We start from the raw sequence: 24,081 nt of genomic DNA, 5'->3' as shown, positions 1-24,081 counted from the left end.
CAGAGCAGCACAAATCGCATGCAGACCATTCTGCACCGCAACAGCCATGGTAGCCGAGCGAGTAAAAGGATGAAACGCGAATCACGGGGAGCTTCAACTCAAGACATCTCCAACATCATTGTTGATCGGCCCGAGTTTTGTATTGAGCTGCTGAAGGCGGTCAGCCAGAAACAGGGCGTAGTCTCGCTGCTCCTGCAATTCCTCTTCTGTATCACCAGCGGGAGAACGGTGGATAAGGTTAAACGGTACCCGTACCATCGGGTGATCGGGAAACCGTGAGCGATAGAGCTCTATACGCCAGCGGAGGATATGTACAATCTGCCGATAGACAATCAGTTTCGTCGGCAGCGTCAACGGATTGTGCTCAGGCTTGGCATGCAGGCAGGCAAAGTCCGTTGCGAACACAACGGCTTCACGAATCAGGCCCGGAGCAACGATATCCTGTGTTCTTTTATGACCGGTAATCACGGCAATTTCGCCAAACACATCCCCCGGAATCAAAACCCCGATCACTTTGCTGTGATCAAGCGGATCGCACACCAGCAATTTTCCCCGCATCAGGAAGTACATCCAGCTGCCCTGCTCACCGGCCTTGAGGAACGTCTCGCCAGGTGCTACCGAATAGAGGTGGGACTGCTGAATCAGTATCTGCAGCTGCTCCGGATCGTGACGGCCGACTTCCTTGAAAAAATGCAGTGAAGCGACCTTTTTTTCCAGCTCTTCTGCTGTCAGTTGCAATGCCGGGTTCATAGGCATCTATAGAGCTCCCCTGTTTGCTGGGCAAATTATCATACCCCTTGCGGCGGATAGCCAGTTTTTAAGCGTATTTAACGCAGTAACAGGTCACCGGGGTGATACAACCGGCAGACAGCTGTTACAGTAACCGGGACAAACCGGCAACGAAAACACCGTAAAGCAGCGGCCTCAAAACCTGCCCCGTCACTTTTTGCCAAGACACTTTATTAACCTGCAATGGACGAACAGATTATCAGTACACTGCACTTCAAGAACAGTTTTGCCGCATTGGGTGGGGACTTCTCCACCCCGGTTACACCCAGTGGCATTGAAAACCCCTGGCTGGTCAGCGTCAACGAGGATGCTGCCGAACTGCTGGGTATCGATACGGCAGAATTGCAACAGGACTGGTTTTTGCGGTGGTGTAGCGGCAATATCACCCTGCCGGGCAGTGCCCCCCGGGCGATGGTCTACAGCGGTCACCAGTTCGGTTCCTACGTACCCCGATTGGGCGACGGGCGCGGACTGTTACTGGGTGAAGTGGATGGACCACGGGGCAAATGGGACGTCCACCTCAAGGGGGCCGGACAAACGCCATACTCCCGCTTCGGTGATGGTCGCGCCGTACTGCGCTCCTCCATCCGTGAATACCTGTGCAGTGAAACCCTGCACGGGCTGGGCATTGCCACCACCCGGGCACTGAGCATCGCCGCCAGCAACGAACCGGTCTACCGGGAAACCACCGAGCAGGCCGCCATGCTGATTCGACTGGCCCGCAGCCATGTCCGCTTCGGCTCCTTTGAATATTTTCATCACCGGGGTGAAACCGAACAAGTTCAGATCCTGGCTGACCATGTGATCGAACAACATCTGCCTGAACTGGCTGGCTGTAATGACTGCTATCTGGGTATGTTCCGGCATGCTGTTCACAGTACGGCACGGCTGATTGCCCAGTGGCAGGCAGTGGGCTTTGCCCACGGCGTGATGAACACCGACAATATGTCGATTATTGGCGACACTCTCGATTACGGCCCGTTCGGCTTTCTCGACGGCTACAACCCGGAGTTTATCTGCAATCATTCCGATCATGGGGGGCGCTATGCCTTCAAACGCCAGCCCATTATCGGCCTGTGGAACTGCAATGCCCTGGCCAATGCACTGACCAGCCTGCTCAGCGTGGAAGCGTTGACCGAGGTACTGGAGGAGTACGAGCCGCTGTTTTTTGACAACCTGCTTCAACTGCACCGGCAGAAGCTCGGTCTGGTCACGGCAGAGAAGGACGATCAGTCACTCATCGACGATCTGCTGACGGCCATGACCGCCAACAATGTTGACTACACTATCTTCTTTCGCAAGCTCTGCGCCTTTCAGGAAAAAAGGGCCAATGACCCGCTCCGTGACCTGTTTCTGGATCCGGCAGCTTTTGATGGCTGGGCAAAACGCTATCGCCAGCGACTCCTCCGGGAATCTGAGCAGCACTCAGCAGCGGAACGCCGTCAGGCCATGTTGAAAACCAATCCAAAGTATGTTCTGCGCAACTACATGGCAGAAATCGCCATTCGCAAGGCTGAAGATGATGGGGATTATCGTGAAATTGACCGATTGCTCAAGCTGCTACAAACGCCTTTTGATGAACACCCTGACTGCGAGGAATACGCCAGGCACCCGCCGGCCTGGAGCCAACAGCTGAGCGTGAGCTGTTCCTCCTGACAGGTTTTTTTAACCAACCATCCGAACGCTCAATGACTCAACAAGATTTTGTTTAATCGACCTATTTTGCCGACCCCTTGTCCTCCGGCTGCCAGGGCCACCGACCCTCTATTTCAAGGTGCAGGGTCAGACTGAGGAAGGTTCGGATCAGAATAATCAGGCCAAGTACGGCGACATTCTCCAGCGACGTCTCTACAATCACTGTGCGGATAATGTCCCCGGCAATCAGGAACTCCAGCCCCAGGATTATCGAGCGTCCCAGCTGCCTGCGATACACCCGGTAAGCAATGCCCTCCGACTGATGTCGATAACCCCGCAGGAAATTGATAGTGGAGAGAACAGAGCCGATCATCACCACTAACACACCGGCAGCTTCGATGGCGTATCCCGCCAGGGAAATAATCTCGGTAAGCGCCATGATATTCCTGTCCTTGTTTTACAGTGGCCAGACCCAGAGGATCATGGGCGTGGCACAGGCAACAATCAGTATGGATAAGGGCAGACCCATTCGCCAATAGTCACTGAACTGGTAACCACCCGGCTCCATCACCAGGGTATTGGATTGATGTCCGATAGGTGTCAGGAAGGCACTGGAGGCACCAATCGCCACTGCCATCAGCAAGGGATCCGCCGAGACCTGCATACCCTGAGCAAGGTTGATCGCTACTGGTGCAGCCAGAATCGCAGCGGCGGCATTGTTGACCACATTGGACAGCAGCATGACCGCTGTCATCAGTATCGCCAGGGTCGCCATCGGCGGCACAGCGCCGGCAATATTCAATAGTCCGTCGGCAATCAATTGGGAGCCACCGGTCGTTTCCAGTGCATTACCAACCGGCAGCATGGCTGCCAGCAACACAATCACCGGCATATCGATACTTTTGTAGATTTCACCCGGCGGCACCAGATTCACCAGCACCATCACCAATGCACCACCCACCAGCGCAGTGGCGGCAGATACCAGATTCAGGGCTATCACCACCAACGACAGGGCAAAAATTGCAATGGCCAGAAATACCTTGCGCGGCCGGGCCATCTCCAGCCCCCGGGAGGCCAGCGGCAGACAACCCAGACTGGCAAGCGATGCCGACAGGTTTTCCTCGTGGGCCTGGAGCAACAAAATATCACCCGCCACAAAGCGGATTTTGCCAATCCGTTGTCGCAGCCGATGGCCCTGCCGGGCCACAGCGAGCACATTCACGCTGAAACGCTTGCGCAAATCGACACCGGTGGCAGTTGTTCCCACCAATACCGAACCAGGCGTAACAATGGCCTCCACCAGCGTCAGCTTGCCCGGTTTGGTCTTTGGTTTCTCATCGGTCTTTTCTTCGGCAGGGGCATCGCTGTTCCTGCCGACCTGCGCATGTTCTACAGAAACCTGCAATTCATCATCTTCATTTTTGGATGAATTTGCCAGATTCTCTTCTTTGCTGCTCCCCTCTGCCAATTCGAGGCCGGTCTCGTCAATCAGTGACTTGAGGCTGTCCGAGTCCGCCTCCACCAGCAGAATATCCTGCTCCCGCAATACCTTGTAGATGGACGGCATTTCCTGACGCTGCTCGCCACGGTAGAGGCCCACCACCATCACATCGGAATCGTCCTGCACGACGGACAACAGGTCGTGAAGGGTTTGTCCCGCGTATTTGCAGCCTTCCGGAATCCGCAGTTCCGTCAGATAGGCGCTGATTTCAAACAGCGACTCCGAGTCATCCTGATCTTCACGCCGGGGCGTTAATCGCCAGCCGACCAGCGCGATAAAGGCCACCCCTATCAGTGTCACCAGCGCCCCCACCGGCATGAAATCAAACATGCCAAAAGGTGTGCCACTGGCCTCTGCCCGATAGGACGCAATGATAATATTGGGTGGGGTGCCGATCATGGTCAGCATGCCCCCGAGCAGAGAACCAAACGCCAGGGGCATCAGCAGCAGCGACGGTGAAAAACCGCTCTGGCGGGACATCCACACCGCCACTGGCATAAACAGCGCCAGCGCACCGACATTGTTCATAAAGCCGGAGCAGATGGCCACGATACCGGTCAGCACCGCCACCTGAATCCAGGGTGCATTGCCCGCCCGCATCAGGTGCTTTGAGAGGGTGTCCACCACCCCGGCATTGAGCAGCCCGCGACTCAACACCAGCACAGCCGCCACCGTAATCACTGCGGGGTGACCAAGCCCCATAAAAACCTGATCCGGCGGTACAATGCCCACCAGCGCCACGACCAACAGGGCCATCAGTGCCACGATATCGTAGCGCCAGCGATTCCAGACGAACATACCCAAAGTAGCGGCCAGCACCGCAAAGACAATTAATTGATCACTGTTTACACCACTCACAGGGATACTCCAGATCAACATTTGATGGGCTGAATAAACACAACAAACCGGGTTTGCCAGAGGCAAGCCCAACCGCTGACCTGTACAATATTCACTACAGGGTTACCTCGATCTGCTCAATCACCCGTAGCGCCTTGGCAACAGCCACCGCAGTGCTGCCTCCACGGGCCAGCGCAACCCCGAGGCGGCGTTCACCCTGCACCGTCGGTTTACCGAACAGACGCAATTCCGTGTCCGGCTCGGCTAGCGCCGCAGACAAATTGCCGTAGCGCATGTCACTGGATTCGCCAGCTACCAACAGCACGGCTGAAGCGCAGGGCCCAAGCTGTCGGATCACTGGAATCGGCAAGCCGAGAATGGCCCGGGCGTGCAGGGCAAATTCGGACAGATTCTGCGACATCAACGTCACCAGACCGGTATCGTGGGGCCGGGGCGACACCTCACTGAAATAGACGGTATCGCCTTTGATAAACAGCTCGACACCAAACAGGCCATAACCACCCAGCGCACCGGTAACGACGGCGGCAACCCGTTGCGCTTCCTCGAGAACAGTGGCATCCATAAACTGGGGCTGCCAGGACTCGCGATAATCACCTTTTTCCTGACGATGGCCGATGGGCGCGCAGAAACTGGTGCCATCCCGATGACGCACCGTAAGCAGGGTGATTTCCTCATCAAACTCCACGAACCCCTCGACAATCACCTTACCCTGACCGCTGCGACCACCGGATTGGGCGTACTCCCAGGCGGCATCAATCTGCTCTTCGGTTTTGACAGTACTCTGGCCTTTGCCCGAAGAAGACATAATCGGTTTCACCACACAGGGCAGGCCGACCGTCCTGATAGCCGCATCATATTCAGCCCTGGTTTCAGCAAAACGGTAAGGCGAGGTAGCCAGTCTCAGTTCCTCGGCGGCAAGTCGGCGGATGCCCTCGCGGTTCATGGTCAGATGAACCGCCCTCGCCGAGGGCACCACCAGCCAACCCTCCTGTTCGAGCGCGACCAGCTCGGCAGTGGCTATCGCCTCAATTTCCGGCACAATCAGGTGCGGCTTTTCATTCTCCACCAACCAGCGCAACGCCTCGCCATCCAGCATATTGATCACATGACTGCGATGGGCCACCTGCATGGCCGGCGCATTGGCATAGCGATCCACGGCAATCACCTCGCAACCGTAGCGCATCAACTCTATCGCCACCTCTTTGCCGAGCTCACCACTGCCGAGAAACATCACCCGAGTGGCATGGGGTGCGAGCGGTGTACCAATGGTTGTCATGCTTCACTCCTGTCGGCGAGCCTGCCGATCCTCTGAGACAGATCGAGAAGCTGCACAATCAAATCCGCCGGACGTTATCTTTTTCTCGCCAATGTCAGTCCGTCGCCAATCGGTACCAGGCTGATGTCCACCCGCTGATCGGTGAGCAGTTTCTGGTTAAAGGCGCGAATGGCCAGAGTATCCTCATCCTGTTTGTCGGGATCGATCACCGAGCCGCCCCACAGCACATTGTCCACGGCAATCAGGCCGCCCTGGCGCAGCAGCGCCAGGCAGTGTTCGTAATAGGCGTCATAACCCGCTTTATCGGCATCGATAAACGCCATGTCAAAACGCCCGGCGGCACCGTCCTTGCGCAGGGTTTGCAGGGTCTCGATTGCCGGGGCCAGATGCAGGTCTATTTTGCTGCTCACACCGGCCTCGCTCCAGTAACGCTGGGCAATATTGGTATATTCTTCACTGACATCACAGGCCAGCAAACGGCCATTCTCGGGCAAAGCCAACGCCATTGCCAGGGAGCTGTAACCGGTGTAGACCCCCACTTCAATGATGTTTCGGGCACCGCAGAGATGCACCAGCAGCGCCATGAACTGTCCCTGTTCCGGCGCAATCTGCATGTTGGCGGTTGAAAGTGTCGCCGTTTCCTCGCGCAGTGCCTTCAGCACATCTGACTCCCGCAGGGAGGCATCCAGCAGGTATTGATGAAGTGCGTCTGTGAGACTGATGGTTTGATTGGACATCGTCGCTCTCTCCCCTTATTGCAAGAAACGTTTTTCCGGAACGGGATACTCAGTCCTGCTTATCTTCCGTATCCGTCACCTTGTTATCTGTTTCCTTCGATAGCTGCGCTTCCGCTTTCGTCAATACCGGGGCACCCTCACCGGAACCGAGCATCACGCCCATCCAGTAGGTATCGGGGTCATTTTCCAGGGCAATCTTGACCATGATGGTCAGCGGAATGGACAGCAACATACCCACCGGGCCGAGTACCCAGCCCCAGAAGACCAATGAAAGAAATACCACCAGGGGCGACAGATTAAGCCCCCGGCCCATGATTCTCGGCTCGAGAAAATTGCCCACCAGTACATTCACCACGAGAAAGCCGAGGGCAGTGAGTCCCGCAAACAGCGGATTCAGTTGAACCAGTGCCAGCAGCACCGGTGGTACCGCCGCGATAATGGAGCCGATATTCGGCACAAAGTTGAGCAAAAATGCCAACAATCCCCACATCACCGGGTAATCCAGACCGAGAATCCACAACCAGATCATAACCAGTATCCCTGTGAGCAGGCTCAACAGCGACTTGATACCCAGATAGCTGTTAACGCTGTCGGTAAACTTTTGCATGGTGTCACGACTGGCACCGTTGTCCTTTCTGGCCAGCTGCAGTTTTTCACTGAAGCCCACCTGTTCCGCGAGGATAAAAATCACTGTCAGCAGAATCAGAAAGGCATTGGTCATGGCATTGCCGAGCGAACTCAGGGTGTTGCCAGCCAACTGCATGATCTTGCCGGGATCGAAGCTGTTGCGCATCTGTTCCATGTCCAGCTTGACCCCGTGCTCCCCCAGCCAGGTCAGAACGCCACCGCTCAGCTGTTGCAGTCCCGCCTGGTAGGCTGGCAGATTTTTGCGGAAATCACTGATGGACGAACCCACCAGAATACCAATCAGCCAGCCAATCAATACCACCAGGGCAATGATCAGGCAGATAGCCACCACATTGGGCACCCGGCACGCTTTGAGCCAGGCCAGCAGCGGCGAAAAAATCAGTGCAATGAATACCGACAACAGAAACGGCACCAACACGGTTTCCGCTGCCTTGAGACCGGCAACGACCACCACGAAGGCAGCAGCGATCAGTAGTCCCTTGGCCATGGGTGATAATTCTCCACTCATCATTGCTCTCCCTTGAGTTCATCAAGCAACTGCTTCACTTCGTCAATACCCTGTCTGGTCAACAAAAATCCCGTGCCGCCGACATACTCGCGCTGATCAATGTCGACACATTGCTGACGAATCATTTCGAGACGCTCATTATGTCGGATCGGTACGCCCAGAAATACCTGCCAATCGGAATCGGTGGCTCGCCCCTCCACCATCAGAGTGAGCAGGGTTTCCAGATTTTCCTTTTTCAGGAGATAATAAGGTGTACCAAAGCGCACAAAAACCAACAGGGCTACCAGCACTACGGCAAACGTCAGCAATGTTGTTAGTAACAGGCTCACGGTAGCACCAACAGCTTGAACGCCACCAGCAGAGTTACCGTGATAATCACCGGCTGAACCAGGGCTGCCCCCCGGCTGATCACCAGATTGGAACCCAGCCGCGCGCCAACCACCTGTGCCAGGGACATGGCAATCGCCAGGGACCAGACCACATGGCCACCGACTATAAAGATCGCGGCCGACACACCGTTCACCGAAAGGACCATGGCCTTGGTCTGAGCCGTCGCTTTACGCAAACCATAACCCAGCAGCCAAACCAGTAGAAACGGGAAAACTGACCCCATCCCCGGTCCAAAAAAACCACCATAGAACCCCATTAAGGGTGCAGCAGTACAGGCAAACTGTGCCGGGGACAGGCGAGACTGACGGTTTTCGTCGGTCATTTTCGGTGCCAGCAGGAAATACAGGCCAATGGCAATCAACAATACCGGCAGTAACAGTGCCAGCAATTCGTTGCCCACACTGAGTGCTGTCCAGGTTCCCAGGCAGGCACCCAGCAGCGCTGTCACAAAGGATGGCAACAGTGGTTTCAGTTCCAGATGCCCCTTGCGAAAAAAATTCCAGGCCGAGGAGAGTGTACCCAGCGTACTCTGAACCTTGTTGGTTGCCAGGGCAGCAATGGGCGGCAGCCCTGCCCAGAGCAGGGCCGGCAAAGTCAGCATGCCACCCGCACCGGCCATGGAGGAAATAAAACCGGCCGCAAAGGCGATGGCAGTCAGCAATAGAAAAACAGACGGGTCAGGCAACGCGGTAGTTACCTGCCGGATCGGAATCGGCAAGCCCTCGGGTTATTGATACTGGCATTCGTGCGGATAATGGCATCAGGTTGTCTTGAATTGATCGAGTTCAGCTTTTAGCTGGGCAATTTTTTCCGGGCCAACCGACTCACCGGCAGGCAGTTTTTCCAACTCACCGACCAGGTGTTTCAGTCTTTGCAGGCGCAATTGCAGGATATCAAAGCTCCGGTTGATTGCTTCTGCCTCGGGCTGAAAAACATCCCGCTTACGCAAACGAATTCTGGCAGTAAAATCGCCGCTTGCCAGTGCTTCTGCCTGCCGAACCAGGACAAAGACGGGGCCGGCAATACGATTACTCGACACCAGACTGCCCCACCAGACACCGCCGATCAGCAGCACTTCCAGCGCCGCCACCAACAGAATATTCCAACCCCCGAGCAGCAGGCCCGGGGGGCCGGCAAGCAGGGCATGGGCGATAATGGTCAGGTTGACCAACAGGACGGCAACTGCGGCTGCGAGCAGCGCATACTGGTACTGAAACCGGCTATTGATGACGACCGTTTTGCGGCGGTTATCCATGGCATTTCCCCATCCGTTCGATGGCACTCAGACTATTACAACCGGTGATGGCGGGCAATGACTAAGGGTTGATCAAAAATGACGCCCGGGCACTCGAAGACGCCAAATCACGCCTCTCTGTCAGAGCTCCCGGGTTGCCCTGAAGTCAATCTCGGGATAGCGCTCGACGGTCAGTGAAAGATTGACCCGGGTGGAAGCCAGATAGGTGAGATGGCCTCCACCATCCACTGCAATGCCCTCCGGCACCTTGCGCTTCAGCTCGTCAATTTTTTTCTTGTCGTCGGATTCAATCCAGCGCGCCGTATATACATTGACCGGTTCATAGACCGCTTCCACCCCGTATTCGTCCTTGAGACGGTAGGTCACCACATCGAACTGTAACTGGCCCACCGCGCCAACCACGATATCGTTACTCTGGATCGGGAAGAATACCTGGGTGCTGCCCTCTTCCGACAACTGTTGCAGGCCTTTCTGAAGCTGCTTCATCTTCATCGGATCGCGCAGGCGGATACGCCGGAACAGTTCCGGTGCAAAATGGGGGATGCCGGTAAATTTAAGATCTTCGCCCGCGGTGAAAGTATCACCGATCTGGATGGTGCCGTGATTGTGCAGACCGATAATATCCCCGGCCACCGCCTCCTCCACGGCAATTCGCTCGCCAGCCTTGAAGCCCACCGCGTCGGCAATGCGGACTTCCTTGCCCAGCCGCACGTGGCGCATCTTCATGCCCTGGGTATATTTACCGGAACAGAGCCGCATGAAAGCGATGCGATCCCGGTGCCTCGGGTCCATGTTCGCCTGAATTTTGAACACGAAGCCAGAGAACTGCTGCTCATCGGGTTCCACCACCCGCTCCACCGCACCGCGGGGTTGCGGCGGTGGCGCCCACTGCACGAAATGGTCCAGCATTTCCCGGACACCGAAGTTGGACAGGGCGGTACCGAAGAACACCGGCGTCATTTGCCCGGCGAGAAACATATCGAGATCGAACTGATGAGTCGCACCGCGCACCAACTCGATTTGCTCGCGGATATCATCCACGTAATAACCCAACAATTCTGTGGCTTCATCGGAATCAATTCCGACAATCTGAATGTCCTCCGGAATGGTATGCCCCTGCCCCGGTCTAAACACGTGGATCGTGTCGGTATAGAGGTTATACACCCCCTTGAAATCCGGTCCCATACCAATGGGCCAGTTAATCGGTGCGCCGGTAATTTTCAAGACCGCTTCAATTTCATCCAGCAAATCGACAGGGTCGCGAATGTCGCGGTCCATTTTGTTGACAAAAGAAATGATGGGCGTGTCCCGCAGTCGGCAGACATCCATCAATTTGATGGTGCGGGCTTCAACACCCTTGGCCCCGTCAATCACCATCAGTGCCGAATCCACCGCCGTGAGCGTGCGATAGGTATCCTCGGAGAAGTCTTCGTGGCCGGGGGTATCCAGCAGATTGACCATGGCATCCCGATAGGGAAACTGCATCACCGATGAAGTGACAGAAATCCCCCGCTCCTTCTCCATCTGCATCCAGTCGGAAGTCGCCTGGCGATCGCCTTTTTTACCTTTCACGGTACCCGCCACCTGAATCAGGTTGCCGAATAAAAGCAGCTTCTCGGTGATAGTAGTTTTGCCGGCATCAGGGTGCGATATGATAGCAAACGTGCGCCTCTTATTGATTTCATTGGATAAACTGCTATCACCCATACTGCTTGATTCCTGCCTGTGACCGGTTAATTAAAAGGTTTTCTAAACAATAAAAAGCCCCCTATTGTATCTGAATGCCCCTCCGCTATAAACGAATGGGATGATAAATTGAGCAGCGGAATAACAGGGTTTTCAGACAACAACATCAACACTTCGCACCCTGCTATTCACGGAACAACTCAAAACACCAACAAAAGACATCAACTTTTTACCAGTAGATCCAGCACCAGGCTGATCTGCATCAAAAGTTTGTTAAACAACCACAGTCAATAAGCCGGATGTCGGTCCGCTGGCAAAAAAAACGCCGCTTCGGACGATGAATCAATCGATCATTTCTGGTAAAGTCGCCCACCTTCCCGCCGGATCGCACGCGCCAGCGGCGTACCCTGGAAGAGCTCCTCACGACCCCAACCATTACTGCCACACATGCCGAGGTACTCCTGAACATGACACGGACCGCTTGCGTCAAATCACTGCTATTCAGCCTGTTGCTCTTCTTCCTTCCCACCGCCGCCTTTGCGGCCGCGGGCCCTATCGACCTAACCAGCACAACAACCGGCCTGGTGGCTCTGGTGGTGTTTACGCTGGCTTACATTCTGGTGATGGGTGAAGAAAAACTGCATTTGCGCAAGTCGAAACCCGTGTTGGTTGCCGCGGGCATTATCTGGGTATTGATCGGTATCAGCTATGTTGCCAACGGCATGCCAGATGAGGCCGAGGGTGCATTTCGTCATACCCTGCTGGAATTCAGTGAACTGATGCTGTTCCTGCTGGTTGCGATGACCTATATCAATGCCCTGGAGGAGCGTCGCGTCTTTGATGCACTGCGTGCCTGGTTGGTACGCAAAGGCTTCAGTTACAGGTCACTGTTCTGGATAACCGGCGGCCTCGCTTTTGTCATTTCTCCAATTGCCGACAACCTCACAACGGCCCTGCTGATGTGTGCGGTGGTCATGAAAGTCGCCGAGGGTCACGGCCGCTTCATCAATTTGTGCTGCATCAATATCGTGATTGCCGCCAACGCCGGCGGAGCTTTTAGCCCCTTTGGGGACATTACCACCCTGATGGTCTGGCAGGCGGGCATTGTCAAATTCAATGAGTTCTTTACCCTGCTAATCCCATCCTTGGTGAACTATCTGATTCCCGCAATCATCATGAGTTTTTTTGTGCAACAGCACAAACCCGAGACCGCCTATGAAGCAGTGGAGATGAAGCGCGGTGCACGCCGCATTATCGTTTTGTTCCTCCTCACCATAGCCTCCGCCGTGGCCTGCCACAGTTTGCTGCATTTGCCGCCGGTACTGGGCATGATGACCGGCTTGGGCTATCTACAATTTTTTGGTTATTTTCTGCGCCGCACACTGCCCAAGTCCCTGGAACGCAAGAGAGCAATAGCCCTGCAGAAAGGCGATGAGGAGGCACTCAATCGCCTCGGCGGCATCGTTCCGTTTGACGTATTCAACCGGGTCGCCCGTGCAGAGTGGGACACACTGCTGTTTTTCTATGGCGTCGTGGTCTGTGTCGGTGGACTCGGCTATATGGGTTACCTGCATATGCTATCCACAACCCTGTATACCGATTTGGGTGCAACCTATGCAAACATCTTTCTCGGGCTAGCTTCCTCCGTCATCGACAACATTCCAGTGATGTTTGCCGTACTGACCATGGAACCTGAAATGAGTCATGGGCACTGGCTGCTGATCACGCTCACCGCGGGCGTCGGGGGCAGTGTTCTGTCGATTGGCTCGGCAGCCGGAGTGGCGTTAATGGGTCAGGCCAGAGGCTACTATACGTTCATGGGCCACCTGAAATGGGCACCGGTGATTCTGCTCGGCTACTTTGCCAGCATTGCCACCCACATGTGGCTGAATGCCGCCAGCTTTCATGTGATGGGATGACAAACCTGCCGGGGGCTATGGTGGACAACCGCCTTCCTGAATTGGCGAATGATTGGCTTTCGCGAAGAAGGGTCTACCATACCCTCCGGCCCTAAAGACCCACTGCTTCCGGTACTGTCTGACAAGGTCCCGGGTGAAACCGGGCGATCCCGTTAACGTCTTTCTGTCTGGCAAGCAGGTAACACAAACATTGCCAATACCTGACAGAAAGCTATAATGCGCGCCCGCTTCGAACCAGGCCAGCCAATGCGTTTTAATCAGATACCCACGCCACCCTGACATTACGCGCTTATCAGTCATCCATACACGCTATACCCGGGGCGACATTAGCCCACTTCACTCAGAGAAATACGAGCACTCCGCTTTTCAAGCGGTTGGTAAACCACTATCGCCCCTCTGTTTATTGAAAACTTTCATCCCGGATAGTGGGTAGAGCCATTTTGCCTCTCTCGGGAAAAAGCTATCCCCGAAAAAGAGCTACCCCGAACAAAACACCAGGAATTATTGTTATGTTATTTCATTCCACCCGCCAACAATGGCTGGGCAACATCCGCGCTGATCTGCTGGCCGGGATTGTTGTTGCCCTGGCTCTGATTCCAGAAGCCATTGCCTTTTCCATTATTGCCGGGGTTGATCCCAAGGTGGGTCTCTACGCCTCGTTCTGTATCGCCGTGATCATATCGATTGTCGGCGGTCGGCCCGGTATGATCTCAGCCGCCACCGGGGCCATGGCGCTGCTGATGGTGACACTGGTGAAGGAACACGGCCTGCAATATCTTTTGGCGGCAACGCTGTTGACCGGGGTGCTGCAAATTGCAGCCGGTTACCTGAAACTCGGCAACCTGATGAGCTTTGTCTCGCGTTCGGTAGTGACGGGATTCGTGAATGCGCTGGCTATTTTGATTTTTATGGCGCAATTACCAGAGCTGACCAACGTCACCTGGCACGTTTATGCAATGACCGCTGCCGGTCTCGGTATTATCTACCTGTTCCCGCTGCTGCCGGTGATCGGCAAGACGATCCCCTCACCCCTGATCTGCATTGTGGTGCTGACGGGAGTCGCCCTGCTGATTGGTCTGGATATCCGCACGGTGGGTGATATGGGCCAACTACCCGATACGCTGCCGATCTTTCTCTGGCCGGATGTCCCTCTCAATCTCGACACCCTGATGATCGTCCTGCCCTACGCTGTTTCGCTGGCGGTGGTAGGTCTGCTGGAATCGATGATGACTGCCACCATTGTGGACGACCTCACTGATACCCCGAGCGACAAAAACCGCGAGTGCAAGGGCCAGGGCATCGCCAATATCGGTGCGGGCCTGATGGGGGGCATGGCGGGCTGCGCAATGATTGGCCAGTCGGTAATCAATATAAAATCCGGCGGGCGTGGCCGTTTGTCCACACTCACTGCGGGGGTGCTTCTGATTATCATGGTGGTATTTCTCGGCCCATGGCTGTCCCTTATTCCCATGGCAGCACTGGTAGCCGTGATGATTATGGTGTCTATCGGCACTTTCAGTTGGCAGTCAATTACCGACCTGAAGAAACATCCGATCTCCACCAATATCGTGATGGTGGCTACTGTCGTGGTGGTTGTGGCCACCCATAATCTCGCCTATGGTGTGCTGGTCGGGGTATTGCTGGCAGCGCTATTTTTCGCCAACAAAGTCAGCCATTTTATGTATGTGACCTCGGCACCGGATGACCAGACCGGCACTCGCACCTACCGGGTGGTGGGTCAGGTATTTTTCAATTCGGCCGATAAATTCAATGCCTGTTTCGATTTCAGGGAAGCGCTGGACAAGGTCATCATTGACCTGAGCCGCGCCCACTTCTGGGATATTTCAGCGGTATCCGCACTGGACAAGGTGGTGATCAAGTTTCGCCGCGATGGTGCCGATGTGCAGTTAATTGGCCTCAATGACGCTACATCCACTATCGTCGACCGCTTTGGTGTGTTTGACAAGCCTGAAGAAATCGACAAGGTACTCGGGGGACATTAATGAATAACAATAATCACAGAAGCACCATTCTGGCCTGTATCGATGGCTCCATTTATCAGGAATCTGTCACGGATTACGCCACCTGGGTAGCCCAAAAGCTCTGCGCACCACTGAAGCTATTGCACAATATCGAGCACCGTGAAACCCCGCCTCTGATGGATCTCAGCGGAAGTATAGGTCTCGGCAGCCGAGAAGAATTGCTGGAAGAACTCACCAGCATGGAAGAACGCCGCAGCAAGATTTTGCTGGAGCAGGGCAAGCTGATGTTGCAAGGTGCCCACCAACGTGCAATGGCGATGAGCAGCAACACGCCGGAGACCCTGCAGCGCCACGGCAGTCTGGAAGAAACCTTGGTGGAAATGGAAGAGGAAATCCGGGTACTGGTGGTTGGCGTTCGCGGCGAGGAGCACGAACATCAGGAGAAACAATTGGGTGCGCACCTGGAAAGCCTGATTCGAGCCATGCACCGCCCCGTACTGGTGGTTAACCGGCCGTTCGAGCAGCCACCACAGCGCATCATGATCGCCTATAACGGCAACGAGGCCTCCCGCAGGGCACTGGATATGGTGAGCCTCAGTCCCCTTTACCGGGAACTGACCTGCCATATCGTACATGTCAGCGATTCAGCAGATATTCCCTCGGCACAATTGGAAGAAGCTGCAGCCACCTTGAAAAATGCTGGACTGGACGTGGTTTCCACTAGCCTGCAAGGCAATGTTCAGCCACAACTCGAACAATATTGTCGGGAAAATAACATCGAATTGATTGTCATGGGCGCCTTCGGCCAGAGCCGTATACGTGAACTGCTGTTTGGCAGTGTGACCCAGCGGATGTTGATCAATTCAAAAATTCCGCTGTTGTTGCTGCGTTGAGCCATTGATCAAGCCACGCTGCTGTCGGTACCGTCGTTATCGGGGAAAATCACGACAACAGTAGTCCCCCTTCCCGGCTCGCTGTCGATCTCGATCCGCCAGTTAAAGCGATCGCAGATGCGCTTTACCAGATTCAGCCCCATACCGGTGCCCGAAGGCTTGGTGGTGTAGCTGCGATCGAATACGTGGGGCAGTTGATCGCCGGGTATTCCCGCCCCGGTATCGGCGATAGTCAGGCGGCTGTCCTCCAGCGCCACCTGAATGCGTCCCCCTTCACTGTGCTCAATGGCATTGAGCAGGATATTATTGAGGGTAATCTTGACGATGCCTGCCGGCACATCCAGTAACATCGGCGAAAGTGCCTCGATCTGCACCTCAATAGTCGCTGCGGCAATTCTGTCCCGGTAGTCCTCGACAACCTCCTGCAGCAGGCTCGGAAGGTTGACCGGCTCGCCCCGATTGATGCCGCTGCCCCCCTCCCGGGACAGGAACAGGGTGGCTTCAATAAAGGCCTGCATCTCACCGCAGGCGCGCCTGATACGCCCCAGAGCGCGCTCCGCCACCGGCGAATCCACATTGGCGTCGAGCACGTCCACCGCCCCCAGCATCACCGACAGAGGCGTGCGCAGTTCGTGGCTGGCCGAAGCGGTAAAAGATCGCTCCCGCTCCACAAACTGATCCAGACGTGCGGAATAGTTGTCAAATGCCGAGGCGATCTGGCCGATTTCGCTGCCCCGAAACTCCCCGGCAATGCGCACCCCTCGGTCCCCCGGTTCGATATTGGTCAGGCGGGCGGTCAGTGCCTTCACCGGCGACAAAATAATCCGTGAGGAACGATTGGCCATCAGCACAGCCACGATCAATACCACCACCAGGCCGTAAAACAGGGTTGCCAGTAACGCATGCTCTTGCTGCTCCCATTCGGTGACATCGTAAGTCAGGTAGACCTTCCCCTCGGGAATCTGCTCAATTTGCAGATGGTAGAAACGGTCATCAATATTAATGCTGTGATAGGAACCCGGGGGCAGTTGCTGTATGGACTCCGGTAACCTGGCCACACCCTCACCCCGGTAGAAACGCCATTCATTGAACAGTGCATGGGACAATATTTCTGCCGACGCCGGTTCGTTGATCAGAATTTCCAGATGCTCGTGCACCAGCCGCCCAAAGGTGGTTTCCTCAAGTCGTTGCTTGATCAACAGCAGGCATCCGGCAAACAGGGTACTGACCACCGTGACGATAATGACGGTGGTAAAAATAATACGGCGCTTGAGGCTTTTCCTGTACATGTGACGATACCCTGCTCGACAAGAGTGAAATTAAAAGCGAAGCGGTCAGGTGTCCGACAGGCGGTAGCCGACCCCGTGGACCGTGTGCAGCAGCTTTTTTTCGAACGACCTGTCGATGATGTTGCGCAGACTGTAGATATGGGTACGCAACACGTCGTTGTCTGGGGGCAGATCGCCCCAGATCAATTCCTCCAACCGGTCCCGCTTGACCACCGCCGGGCTGCTTTTCATCAGCAGTTCCAGCAGTTTGCGCTGGGTGGGGTTGAGCTCCAACGGCATACCGGCACGACTCGCCTGCAGAGTCTGCTGATTGAAGGACAGATCGGCCACCTGCAGAACCGCTCCATCACCGAAGTGGTGAACACGCTTGATCAGCGCGTGGAGCCGTGCTTCCAACTCCTTGACGGAAAAGGGTTTCACCAGATAGTCGTCGGCACCGGATTGAAACCCCGCCAGTTTGTCATCGAGTTGGTCCCGGGCGGTCAGCATCAGCACCGGGGTTGCCCGGTGCGCCTCACGTAATTTCTGGCAAACGGTCATTCCGTCCATGCGCGGCAGCATCAGGTCCAGCACGATCACATCGAAGTCGTGGTCGAGGGCCAGTTGCAGCCCGAGTCTGCCGTCGGCGGCGAAGTCCAGACTGTGCCCCCGGGGTTCGAGGTAATCGGCAATGTTCTCTGCAATATCCCTGTTGTCTTCTACCACCAGTATGTTCATCGTTCCTCCAGCCCAGGTCGATTCCCGCCATCATAGCGGGTTTGGCTATCCTCGCCAGTATCCACCACCCTTTGCCAAAAAGTTGTCAAAATCGGGTCTCATATAGACATAATTTTGACAAGCGTCCCTCTAACATTCCCGGCAGATTCACTGACAGGAATAACAAGGCCGTGAAACGCTCCAAACAACATCCCTTCCGCAACAAACTGGCTCTGAACCTCGGCCTGACGGTGTTGCTCTTACCCATCGGACTGATAGCAGAATCGCCGGATCACGCGATCCTGCAAAGCAGCGACTCCCTCAACTACAGCGAGGTGTTTCGGGCCGCCATGGCGCGGACTCCGGAACTACCCTTGGGTGACGCCTACCGAGATCAGGCAGCTGCCCAACAGAATTTTGCCGGCGATTGGCTAGCCAGTCGCCCCAGGGCAACCGCCAGTTACTGGGATGACCAGCAGGCGGACAACCAGGGCATGCGGGAAATGGAGGCCGGTGTGGAAGTGGATCTATGGCGCTGGGGACAGCGCCGGGACAATGCCAGCCTGGGAGACCAGTACCGGCAGGCCAGCAAGAGTTGGGGAAATTACCTGGCGCTGAAAATCGCCGGACTGGTGCGCCAGAGCCTGCACGAACTCAGTCGTACCGATATCGCCTTTGCCCAGGCTCACCGGGCACTGGATGACACCCGCGAACTGCTCAGGATCAGCGAAACTCTCCACAACACTGGCAGCATCGCCAGATCCGCGCTGATGCAAAGCCGGGGACTGGTGCTGGAGGCTGAGCAGCGGTTGCTGGACAGTGAGGCGGCGCTGGTGGATGCCCAACGCAATTACCAGATAGTCACCGGCCTACATCGGCGCCCGTCAGTGGCTTTCTCGGAAGAACGCAGTCAACGACAGGCCATCGACTCCGGGCACCCTCTGCTGGGCTTCCTGCAGGATCAGGCGAAAAGCCGACAACTGCAGGCGCAACTGGCGCGACACGATAGCGCCGGCAACCCCACCCTGTTCATGGGCATGCGCCGGGAGCGCGGTAGCAGTGGCGAGGAGGATATCGATAGTCTCGGCATCGCCATCACCATGCCTTTCGGCGGTGGCAACTATATTTCCGCAAAAAGCAGTGCCGCGCGCCTTGCCGCCACGGAAGCGGAAGTCCGTGTCATACAGGCCCACCGACAGTTGCAACAACAACTGCACGAAGTAGAGCACCAGCTGGAATCCACCCGCCGTTCCCTTGAGCTGGGCAGGGAGCAGCAGGCACTGCATCGCCAGCACTGGCAGATGGCAAAAAAAGCCTTCTCCCTGGGCGAAACCGACATTTTGCCCGCCATTCAAGCCCTGCAGCGGTACCGGGAGAGTCGCCTGCGATACCAACTGACCGAGCTGGATCAGCAGCGACTGGTCTCCGAATTCAACCAAACCGTTGGAGTACTGCCATGAAATCCCCCAAGGAACCGTCGGAACTGACCACCAATCGGTTCTCTTTCGCCCTGCCACTGGCCCTGTCCCTGGCACTGATGACCGGCGGCAAGATGAACGCAGAGGAAGCAGAGGCCATCCCCCTGAGCCGGGATGAAGTGATCCGTATGAAGCTGGTATTCCAACCCGCCCGTAGCGCCGACCTACGCGACGGCAACAGCGTACCCGCCACGGTCATCAATTCTCCCGAGCACAGCGCCCAGGCCATTGCCCTCTACAGCGGGACCCTGACTCGCTGGCACCGGGTTCCGGGGGATGCTGTCAGCGCCGGACAACCCATCGCCACCCTGAGCAGTCCGGGCCTGATGGCCGTGGAGGAATCCTGGCTAAAAGCCCACCACGACCTGGAACAGGCTCGCTATGAATTCGACCGTGATAACGAACTGTTCAAGGAGGGCATCATCGCCAGGCAGCGGCTACAACAGACCCGACGCCGTCTACAGCAGGTGGAATTCACCCTGGCGTCCCACCTGCAACAACTCACCAGGGCCGGTTTTACTGACACAGAACTGGCCCAACTGACCAGCGGCAAACGGCAACCCGGTGAATACCCGATCAAGTCTCCGGCTGCAGGAAAACTCACTGAACGCCTGTTAAACGTCGGACAGGCGGTGCCTGCCGACACCCCTGTCGCCACTCTGCGGGCGGACTCCGAGCTATGGCTCGAAGCCGCTGTACCCGCAGTGCTGGCAGCAAGCCTGGAAATAGGTGACCGTCTGCAACTGACTGACACAGACGGAACAGCGATCCTCAAATACAAGAATGCCGCCGTAAACCCCACCACCCAGATGGTAGATATCATGGCGGCCCTGGAGCAATCACAGACCGCACTGCCGGGCCAGACCCTGATGCTGACCCTGCCGCCCCTGGCCCGGGGTGTGTTGGTCCCCGCAGCAGCGGTAACCCATTCAGGCAATGCCACCACTATTTATGTGCGCAGTGAAAATGGCATTGAAGCCCGAGCTGTCGCTCTGTTACCCATGGGCAATAACTACCTGGCCACTGGAGGCATTTCCCCCGGCGAAGAACTGGTGGTAGAGGGCGCCGCCCTGCTGAAAGGTATCCAACTGGGACTCGGGGGCACCGAATAATGTTGAGTCACCTGATTCAGTTTTCCCTCAGCCAGCGGCTGCTGATCAGTCTGCTGTCCCTGTTGCTGATCGGTTTCGGCAGCAGAGCCATGCTGAACCTGCCCATCGATGCTTTTCCGGATATCTCTCCCACCCAGGTAAAACTGATTATCAAATCGCCGGGCATGACCCCGGAAGAAGTGGAATCACTGATCACCCAGCCCATCGAAGTGGAACTGCTCGGCATCCCCGACCAGACAGTGCTGCGCTCCATTTCCAAATACGCCCTCAGCGCCATCACCCTGGACTTCGCCGAGGGAACCGACATCTACTGGGCCCGCCAGCAGGTTACCGAGCGGTTGAACAATATCTGGAGCGATCTGCCCGGCAATATCAGCGGGGGACTGGCCCCCATGAGCACACCGCTCAGTGACATGTTCATGTTCACCGTGGACAACGACAATCTCTCCCTGCAACAGCGTCGCTACCTGCTGGACTGGACTATCCGCCCCGCTCTGCGCACGGTGCCCGGCGTGGCGGATGTGAACGCGCTGGGTGGTTTTGTCAAAACCTATGAGGTGGCGCCGCGCCGGGCAGCGATGGCTCAAATGCAGGTAACCAACGCCGATATCGTCGCCGCCCTGCGGGCCAACAACCGCAACGACGGGGCTGGCCGACTGGATCAGGGAGAGGAGGCCATCCTGGTGCGGGTAGCAGGCGCCCTCACGTCCCTGGACGATCTGGCCGCCATTCGCCTCGACAACGCCCTCGGCCAGTCCATTCCCCTCAGCCAGATTGCCGACATTTCCCTCGGCAGCCTGGAGCGCTACGGCTCGGTCACCGCCAATGGCGAGGAAGAAGTGGTACAGGGGCTCGTAATCGGCCTGAGTGGGGCCAACGCCAGAAACGTAGTGGACGGCGTACAGGACAAACTGGCAGAACTGCAAGCCAGCCTGCCGGAAGGCACTGCCATCAATGTGTTCTACGACCGCAGCGTGTTGATTGAGCGAGCGGTGGGCACAGTGAGCCTGGCGCTGCTGGAAGCGGTGGTGCTGGTGGTGATTCTGTTGGTGCTGTTCCTCGGCAACTGGCGCGCCGCGGTGACCGTCTCGATGATCCTGCCCCTGTCAGCGCTGTTCACCTTTTTCATGATGGACCGCATGGGCATGTCCGCCAACCTGATGAGCCTCGGCGGCCTGGTGATTGCCATCGGCATGCTGGTGGACGCCGCCATCGTTATTGTCGAGAACATTGTCTCGGCACTATCCCGACAAGAGGGCCAACAGCAGGCGCGACAGAAAAACGGCGGCACGCCCCTGCCCCGCCTGCACATCATTTTCCGGGCAGTAAAGGACGTGGCGGTGCCGGTCACCTCCGGTGTCGCCATCATCGTCATCGTGTTTCTGCCACTGCTGACCCTGCAGGGGCTGGAGGGCAAACTGTTCGGCCCGGTGACCCTGACCATCGTATTCGCTCTGGTGGGATCCCTGGCGCTGTCTCTCACCGCCATCCCGGTGCTGGCATCCTTCATGATCAACAAGGGCGGTGAACGCGAACCCTGGCTCAGCCGCCAGTTGCTGCGCGCCTATGAACCGCTGCTGGACAAGAGCCTGGCCAAACCGCGCTGGCTGGTGGGCGGTTCCGCGGCACTGCTGGTGATCTCGGTGCTGGTGTTTCCACTGGTGGGCAAAACCTTCATGCCCACCATGGACGAGGGCGACATCATCGTGCAGTTGGAATCGATTCCCTCCATCAACCTGGAAAACAGTACCCGCATCGTCAAACAGGTGGAAAAGGAACTGCTGAGTAATGTGCCGGAAATTCAGCGCATCGTCTCCCGCAGCGGCTCCGATGAAATTGGCATGGACCCCATGGGCCTCAACGAGACCGACGTGTTCCTGCAACTGAAACCAGTGGCGGAATGGCAGGCCGACAGCAAGGCGGAAATCGAGCAGAAACTGCGCACCGTACTGGATCGTTTTCCCGGCATCAACTACGGCTTCACCCAGCCCATCGACATGCGCGTATCGGAGATGCTCACCGGCTCCCGGGGCGACATCGCCATCAAGGTGTTCGGCCCGGATCTGGCCACTTTAAACCAATTGACCCAGGCTATTTCCGCGCGGGTAGAGACCATCGACGGCGCCGTGGATACCACTGCCACCATTAACGAGGGAGCCCAGTACCTGCAGGTGAGCGTGAACCGCCAGCGGGCCGGCATGCTGGGCATTGACGTGGAAGCCCTGCAGAATCGCCTGCGGGCGGAAATAGAGGGACTGCCCCTGGGCAACATTATTGAACACACCGCCCGGGTGCCATTGATGCTGCGCTATCACAAACCCCAAGGGGACGGCGTGATGCAACTTCAACGGAGCCGCATCAACCTGGTTGACGGCGGCACCATTCCCCTTGCAGAGCTGGCAGATATCCGCCGTATCGAAGGACCGGTTGGGGTTTCCCGCGAGTCCGGTCAGCGCTTTGCAGTGGTGCGCACCAATGTGGAGGGTCGCGATCTGGTGGGCTTCGTCCATGAGGCCAAGGCCGCCATCGCCGCAGATATCGACCTGCCCCAGAGCTACTCCCTGGCCTGGGGCGGCCAGTTCGAGAACCAGCAGCGAGCCGCTGCCCGGCTGACGCTGGTGGTGCCGGTCGCACTGGGCCTGATCGCCCTGCTGCTGTTCATCACTTTCGGTTCCCTGAAACAAACCGCCATCATCCTCTCCAACATCCCCTTCGCCCTCACCGGCGGCCTGTTGGCTCTGTGGCTCACCGGCGAATTCCTGTCGGTTCCCGCCTCGGTGGGTTTTATTGCCCTGCTCGGTATCGCGGTGATGAACGGCGTGGTGATGATGTCTCACTTTAATTACCTGCAAGCGAAGGGGCTGCCCATGGCCGATGTGGTGAAACAGGGCGCACTGCGGCGCCTGCGTCCGGTCATGATGACCGCCAGCACCTGCGCTTTTGGCCTGTTGCCTCTATTGGCAGCCAGCGGCCCCGGCTCTGAGTTGCAGAAACCCCTGGCCATTGTGGTGATCGGTGGTTTGATCAGCTCCACCCTGTTGACCCTGTTCCTGCTACCGGTGATCTATCGCTATTTTCACAGCACTGACCACAATCTGTCAGGAGACATTGTATGAACGTCCTGCTGGTACTCAATATCACCCCCGAACTGGAAGAGGAACTAGTGGACTACCTGATTTCGCTGGAAGAAGTGGGCGGCTTTACTTCCTACCCGGTACACGGCCACGGCGAACAGGGCCGTCTCTCCATTGCCGAGCAGGTGAGAGGACGCCGGAAGCGGGTGCAGTTTGAAATCCTGTTGCCGGAAGAGTATGTGGATGCCCTGATAGCCGGGCTGGCCGAAGAAGTCGGCAAAGGCATTCATTACTGGCAGCTTCCTGTGGCCTGCAGCGGTCACCTGTAATGGCGAATTTCCAATCGACCATTACT

Annotated in this window: 20 protein-coding genes; 8 read left to right on the top strand and 12 right to left on the bottom strand. The window is 56.6% G+C overall.

Annotated elements, in window-relative coordinates; translation table 11 throughout:
* Nucleotides 1-93 precede the first annotated feature (93 nt).
* Nucleotides 94-756, bottom strand: a complete 663-nt coding sequence (locus tag U740_RS06630) for a cyclic nucleotide-binding domain-containing protein (protein ID WP_081890867.1) — start codon at nt 754-756, stop codon at nt 94-96.
* 216 nt (nt 757-972) lie between these two features.
* Here U740_RS06630 and U740_RS06625 point away from each other — a divergent pair, with 216 nt between their 5' ends.
* Entirely contained in the window at nt 973-2,445 is a 1,473-nt protein-coding gene (locus U740_RS06625; protein WP_036859859.1) for a protein adenylyltransferase SelO, read from the top strand.
* A gap of 61 nt (nt 2,446-2,506) precedes the next feature.
* Here U740_RS06625 and U740_RS06620 read toward each other — a convergent pair whose 3' ends face one another.
* The 9 genes from U740_RS06620 to U740_RS06580 all read right to left on the bottom strand — a co-directional run bounded on the left by U740_RS06620 (nt 2,507) and on the right by U740_RS06580 (nt 11,304).
* Nucleotides 2,507-2,863, bottom strand: coding sequence for a DUF1622 domain-containing protein (locus U740_RS06620; RefSeq protein WP_036859858.1), 357 nt, complete (start codon nt 2,861-2,863; stop codon nt 2,507-2,509).
* 18 nt (nt 2,864-2,881) lie between these two features.
* Nucleotides 2,882-4,783, bottom strand: coding sequence for an SLC13 family permease (locus U740_RS06615; RefSeq protein ID WP_200877059.1), 1,902 nt, complete (start codon nt 4,781-4,783; stop codon nt 2,882-2,884).
* A gap of 94 nt (nt 4,784-4,877) precedes the next feature.
* Nucleotides 4,878-6,059: a formate-dependent phosphoribosylglycinamide formyltransferase gene (purT, locus tag U740_RS06610; RefSeq protein WP_036859856.1), complete on the bottom strand. Its 1,182-nt coding sequence runs from the start codon at nt 6,057-6,059 to the stop codon at nt 4,878-4,880.
* A gap of 74 nt (nt 6,060-6,133) precedes the next feature.
* Entirely contained in the window at nt 6,134-6,796 is a 663-nt protein-coding gene (locus U740_RS06605; RefSeq protein ID WP_036859855.1) for a class I SAM-dependent methyltransferase, read from the bottom strand.
* 49 nt (nt 6,797-6,845) lie between these two features.
* A complete protein-coding gene (locus U740_RS06600) occupies nt 6,846-7,952 on the bottom strand; it encodes an AI-2E family transporter (RefSeq protein WP_036859854.1) in 1,107 nt (368 codons plus the stop codon).
* On the bottom strand, nt 7,952-8,281 hold the full coding sequence (locus tag U740_RS06595) for a hypothetical protein (protein ID WP_036859853.1): 330 nt from the start codon (nt 8,279-8,281) through the stop codon (nt 7,952-7,954). Before U740_RS06595 ends, U740_RS06600 begins: the two co-directional genes overlap by 1 nt.
* Nucleotides 8,278-9,027, bottom strand: a complete 750-nt coding sequence (locus U740_RS06590) for a TSUP family transporter (RefSeq protein WP_036859851.1) — start codon at nt 9,025-9,027, stop codon at nt 8,278-8,280. The genes U740_RS06595 and U740_RS06590 overlap by 4 nt, the downstream gene beginning before the upstream one ends.
* 75 nt (nt 9,028-9,102) lie before the next feature.
* Nucleotides 9,103-9,597 (bottom strand): hypothetical protein, encoded by a 495-nt coding sequence (locus tag U740_RS06585; RefSeq protein ID WP_036859850.1) that lies wholly within the window; start codon nt 9,595-9,597, stop codon nt 9,103-9,105.
* A 120-nt stretch (nt 9,598-9,717) separates the two neighbouring features.
* Complete coding sequence (locus U740_RS06580; protein ID WP_036859848.1) at nt 9,718-11,304, bottom strand: peptide chain release factor 3; 1,587 nt, start codon at nt 11,302-11,304, stop codon at nt 9,718-9,720.
* 446 nt (nt 11,305-11,750) lie between these two features.
* On the opposite strand from U740_RS06580, the gene nhaD reads away from it, so the two are divergent.
* From nhaD to U740_RS06565, 3 genes are all read left to right on the top strand, one after another.
* On the top strand, nt 11,751-13,202 hold the full coding sequence (gene nhaD / locus U740_RS06575) for a sodium:proton antiporter NhaD (protein WP_051921260.1): 1,452 nt from the start codon (nt 11,751-11,753) through the stop codon (nt 13,200-13,202).
* A 509-nt stretch (nt 13,203-13,711) separates the two neighbouring features.
* The gene (locus U740_RS06570; protein WP_036859847.1) at nt 13,712-15,205 is read left to right on the top strand and encodes a SulP family inorganic anion transporter; all 1,494 of its coding nucleotides are present in this window, start codon (nt 13,712-13,714) and stop codon (nt 15,203-15,205) included.
* On the top strand, nt 15,205-16,077 hold the full coding sequence (locus tag U740_RS06565) for a universal stress protein (protein ID WP_036859846.1): 873 nt from the start codon (nt 15,205-15,207) through the stop codon (nt 16,075-16,077). Before U740_RS06570 ends, U740_RS06565 begins: the two co-directional genes overlap by 1 nt.
* Before the next feature lie 8 nt (nt 16,078-16,085).
* Here the strand turns inward: U740_RS06565 and U740_RS06560 are convergent, their stop codons facing one another.
* Together U740_RS06560 and U740_RS06555 are read right to left on the bottom strand one after the other, a co-directional pair.
* Nucleotides 16,086-17,366, bottom strand: coding sequence for a sensor histidine kinase (locus U740_RS06560; protein WP_036859845.1), 1,281 nt, complete (start codon nt 17,364-17,366; stop codon nt 16,086-16,088).
* A gap of 45 nt (nt 17,367-17,411) precedes the next feature.
* Nucleotides 17,412-18,083 carry a response regulator transcription factor gene (locus tag U740_RS06555; RefSeq protein ID WP_036859844.1) on the bottom strand — a complete coding sequence of 224 codons (672 nt, stop codon included), beginning with the start codon at nt 18,081-18,083 and terminating at the stop codon, nt 17,412-17,414.
* Between the two features lie 170 nt (nt 18,084-18,253).
* Here U740_RS06555 and U740_RS06550 point away from each other — a divergent pair, with 170 nt between their 5' ends.
* The 4 genes from U740_RS06550 to U740_RS06535 are packed head-to-tail and all read left to right on the top strand — an operon-like array spanning nt 18,254 to nt 24,055.
* The gene (locus tag U740_RS06550) at nt 18,254-19,522 is read left to right on the top strand and encodes a TolC family protein (RefSeq protein ID WP_036859843.1); all 1,269 of its coding nucleotides are present in this window, start codon (nt 18,254-18,256) and stop codon (nt 19,520-19,522) included.
* On the top strand, nt 19,519-20,652 hold the full coding sequence (locus tag U740_RS06545; protein ID WP_036859842.1) for an efflux RND transporter periplasmic adaptor subunit: 1,134 nt from the start codon (nt 19,519-19,521) through the stop codon (nt 20,650-20,652). The genes U740_RS06550 and U740_RS06545 overlap by 4 nt, the downstream gene beginning before the upstream one ends.
* On the top strand, nt 20,652-23,768 hold the full coding sequence (locus U740_RS06540; protein ID WP_036859841.1) for an efflux RND transporter permease subunit: 3,117 nt from the start codon (nt 20,652-20,654) through the stop codon (nt 23,766-23,768). Before U740_RS06545 ends, U740_RS06540 begins: the two co-directional genes overlap by 1 nt.
* Nucleotides 23,765-24,055 carry a DUF3240 family protein gene (locus U740_RS06535; protein ID WP_036859839.1) on the top strand — a complete coding sequence of 97 codons (291 nt, stop codon included), beginning with the start codon at nt 23,765-23,767 and terminating at the stop codon, nt 24,053-24,055. Before U740_RS06540 ends, U740_RS06535 begins: the two co-directional genes overlap by 4 nt.
* Nucleotides 24,056-24,081: the final 26 nt, after the last annotated feature.

The organism is Porticoccus hydrocarbonoclasticus MCTG13d, assembly GCF_000744735.1.
GTDB lineage: Bacteria > Pseudomonadota > Gammaproteobacteria > Pseudomonadales > Porticoccaceae > Porticoccus > Porticoccus hydrocarbonoclasticus.
This window is presented reverse-complemented; position numbering and strand designations above follow the sequence as displayed.